Source organism: Pedobacter sp. 01T416_2 (genome assembly GCF_056398925.1).
In genome coordinates this window covers 1-4146 of record NZ_JBFTQI010000536.1, presented here as the reverse complement: position 1 = coordinate 4146, position 4146 = coordinate 1, and the positions used below count along the sequence as shown (strand labels likewise).

Annotated in this window: 3 protein-coding genes; 2 read left to right on the top strand and 1 reads right to left on the bottom strand. The window is 38.1% G+C overall.

Going from position 1 to position 4146, the window contains the following annotated elements; all coding sequences use genetic code 11:
* Window positions 1-620: response regulator (locus AC1DPQ_RS19760; RefSeq protein WP_477610630.1), on the top strand; the 620-nt coding region annotated here is incomplete at its 5' end.
* A gap of 28 nt (window positions 621-648) precedes the next feature.
* Here AC1DPQ_RS19760 and AC1DPQ_RS19755 read toward each other — a convergent pair.
* Window positions 649-834, bottom strand: coding sequence for a hypothetical protein (locus AC1DPQ_RS19755; protein WP_477610629.1), 186 nt, complete (start codon window positions 832-834; stop codon window positions 649-651).
* Window positions 835-1351: 517 nt separating this feature from the next.
* Here AC1DPQ_RS19755 and AC1DPQ_RS19750 point away from each other — a divergent pair.
* The coding region (locus tag AC1DPQ_RS19750; RefSeq protein WP_477610628.1) for a hypothetical protein at window positions 1352-4146 on the top strand (2795 nt) is incomplete at its 3' end.

Below are 4146 nucleotides of genomic sequence, written 5' to 3'. Positions count from 1 at the left end.
TTACTGTGCTCATCGCTGATGATCACGAGATCATCCGCCGTGGATTAAAAGGTTTAATATCAGACTTTTGGCCTGGTGTTGAAATTATTCATGCATCTACTCTAGAGCAGGCGCTTGTTGAAACAGAAAAATCGCCGAGTTTAATCATCATTGATGTGAACTTGCCCGGAGGTAACAACCTTAAGGTAATCGATCAGATTAAATTGGTTCAGCCAAACGCAAAAATCCTGGTATTTTCATCTTTGAATGAGAATATTTATGCTGTTCCATATTTAAAATCGGGTGCATCGGGTTACTTAACCAAAAATGCAGAAGAATCAGAAATTGTAACCGCTATTACTACGATTTTAGCAGGCAGTCGCTATTCAAGTAGAAATGTTAAGGAAAATATGTTCAACAGTATATTGGGTAATGATGCCGATAATCCTTTTACCAAACTTTCGGGTAGAGAATTAGAAGTAGCAGAATTACTAACAAAAGGGATTGGAGTATTAGAAATTTCTAACCAGCTAAATCTTCAAATGGGTACAGTAAGTACTTATAAGTTGAGACTTTTCCAAAAGCTAAAAATAAAAAGCATTATAGAACTTGCAGAAAAGATGAGTATCTACGAAAGATAAAAAGAGTATTTTACTCTTTTTATCTTTTTTAAGTCTTTTTGTTTTTATCTACAGTACCAAGCCCACTCTCTCCTGATTCGTTAGGTGTGGAGCCAGCCTGACCAAATTTATCTGAAGAACCCTTTCCGTTTTGATCGAAGGAGGCCTTTCCCTTTGCGCTTCCTTTATTTTTACGCTCTTTTTCCGCTGCGTTTTTATTGTCTTTAGTTTTCATAGCATACATGTTGATTATTATGTCAACATTTCAAAACACTCAAAGTTTTATTTAAGTCTTTCTAGTTAACGCCGAAATTCTATGTGAAATAATTTCCGGTTTTTAAAATGAATAAGTCATACAGAATTTTTATTTGTAGGCGCATTAGCTCCGACTTAAAACTAATATAGCTATAAGTTGTATTTATTTAGTTGATCAAGATCAAAATATCTGAATTATAGCTGTTTGCAGAATATGCCAGCACATGGTTTAAATGGATGTTTTATTTGGTAAATGTCAAATTAATATTTCCCGTATAATTAATTATACATAATTTAGACCTATCGTAATAATATTGATACTTAATAATATATCTTTGTGCACATAAATGAATAAAATGAACGACTAAAAATTATTGCTCATAGAATTTCAGTTTTTAAAACCATAGGTTTTAAGATTGCGTAAATACTTCTTGAAATAAAAAAGCTTTAGAACGGTATCATTCCCCCTAGTGATACAAGTACATATCATCCAGCGTATGAATAAAAATTTACACTCTCTATCCCGCTATCTGCGTATTTTTTTGGGTAAGAAAATTAATTTAACGAAACATTTTAACTGCTGTTTTGGCCGCTGGCTGTTTTTTTTATTAGCCTTTATTCTTTTCAACTTTGGGACAGCGTTTGGACAGACTTATAAAACCCATTATATTGCTCCAGCATTTTGGCAGTATTGGTCTAGTGCTAATGAATTAGTAGTTACCACCAACACATTAAACACTACAGTTACAGTTAAAAAAAGTGATGGCACGCTTTTAACTACGCTTAGCCCAACGCCTACAGTACCTGCGGTTTATCGGTTTGTTGGAGATTATACTACTGTGCCTCTAAATGGTTTAAATACTGTACTTTCTGATAGGGGGATAATTGTTGATGGAACTAATCCCATTAYGGTAAATGTTAGAAATGTTAGAACTGCCAGTACCCCACAGATAACTGGAGATGCCTCGCTATTTAGTTATGGTGATGCRGCCATAGGAACAGCCTTTAGGGTGGGCTATTACCGTGATGGTGATTTAAATGGATTGAGTGGTCAACAAGCTATAGACCTTGGGGCCACAGAAAAAAAACCTGTGTATAGCGTAATGGCTATAGAAAACAATACTACGGTTAAATTAAACGGTACTGCATTGGTTACTTTAAATAAGGGGCAAGGCTATTTGTTTAAAGCTGGAATGGGGTCTTTGGTAGAGAGTTCAGCAAAGGTAGTAATGAATGTTTCCTCTAATGCTGATGGTCCTATTGCTTGTTTGGATGGTGTTTATAACTCAATACCTCCTATTACATCGTTAGGTACCGATTATTTAGTGGTACGTAGTGGAGGAAATAACGTAGCTGAACAAACTACAATTATAGCAACTTTACCCAATACTACTGTTACTGTAACAAACTACAATTTAGCTGGGGCCTTGGTATCAACAGATTCTTATACACTTATTGCAGCAGGTAGTTTTGTAACCGTTGATAATGGTATTCGTGGAGGATCTACTGGAAGTGGACAAACAGGTGTTCAATATTCTACGTCAAAAATTTCGGCTACTAAAAACGTAGTGGCTTATAGTGGTGTTGCTGTTGGTTGCGAAGTTGATTTGTTAACTTTGGCCCCTATATCAGCCTGTGGCGGAAGTTTAATTGCGAAAACATACAAATATCGGGATCTTAATCTAGCCGACCTACAATATTTTGGCTATATCACTACTAAAAGTTCAACTGCTAAAATTTATATTACCACAACAGGAAGTGCAACTACAAATTATAACAATACAGATTTAGAAGCGATAGCTGGGGTTGGTATTAGGAGACAGATTGGTAGTAGTGGAATTTATATCATCGATTATACCAATGCAAATATACAATCGCCTGGGGCAATAACCTTTACTAGCGATGTTAGGATGAATGCTGCAATGGTACAGATTCAGGCAAGTCCTGGGGTTTCTATGGCCAATTTTATAACTCCAATGGCAGAACAGCCTATTACACCCATTTTAACACAACCTGATTGCGCTTCTGCTTCACTTTCTGTCGGTGCAGGTGCGGTAGCGCCTTTTCAATGGTATTTAAATGGTATTGCCATAGCAGGTGCAACAGGTAGTACGTTTACACCAACAGAATCTGGCTCTTATTCATTAACAACAACTTTAGAATGTGGCGTTTCGGCGCAATCTGTGCCCGTAACCGTGGCACTTTGTAATGTTGAAAGAAGTGTTACTAAAACCGTTGATGATGCAAAGCCACCTATTAACGGTACCGTTCGTTTTACGATTAGTGCATCAAATACTGGCGTAGGGACAGCTTTGGGGGTTTCTGTTACAGATTTATTGCCTTCAGGTTTTACCTTTATAAGCAGCGTTGCCTCAACAGGTACTTCTTATGACGGAACTACAGGATTATGGAACATTGGGTCGCTAGGGCCAAATGGTTCGGCAACCTTGGTGGTTACGGCAAAAGTAAATTCATCAGGTAATTACACAAATACAGCCACCATTACCGGCTCGCAAACCGATGGTAATACTGCAAACGATGCAAGTTCTGTAACCGTAGTTCCAGTTACCACAATTTCCCTAACTTCTTCTTCTACACCACCGAGTGATGCGCAAACGGTATGTATAAACACAGCCATTACCAATATCACTTATGCCATTGGTGGAACAGCTACAGGTGCAAATGTTACTGGCTTACCTGCGGGAGTTACATCGAGTTATAACAGTAGTACAAGGGTATTAACTATTTCAGGAACACCAACTGCAATTACTGCGGGGCCAATAGATTATGTGGTAACCTCAACAGGGGGGAGCCCAAATGTATCAGCTTCTGGATCAATTCAAGTAAATGGATTGGTAGCAAAGCCAGTATTTGCCGCTGGTGCAACTTCGAGCAGATGCCAGGGTGCGGGATCCCAGTTTTATACCGCAACAGCAACAAATGCAACTGGGATTACCTACATGATCAGTACAGCAAAAAATCAAGCCGTAATCGATGCAGTTACTGGAGAGGTAACCTTTTCAGCATTATTTTCCGGAACGGCCGTAGTAAGGGCTACCGCTGCAGGATGTACTCCTCAATGGACTGAGCATACCATTACTGTTACCTCAACTGGTACTATTGCAGGTACGGCAAGTGTTTGTAGCGGAAATAATGGTGCATTAACCTTAAGTGGAACAACAGCAACGGTGGTAAGATGGGAATATTCAACAGATGGAGGAACAAATTGGATTACTTATTCGCCAGCAACTACAACAACCACATTAAATTATACAAATTTAAATGTAACAAC

Coding starts and splice junctions, on each gene's coding strand:
- AC1DPQ_RS19755 (WP_477610629.1), bottom strand. CDS start 834: ATGAAAACTAAAGACAATAAAAACGCAGCGGAAAAAGAGCGTAAAAAT.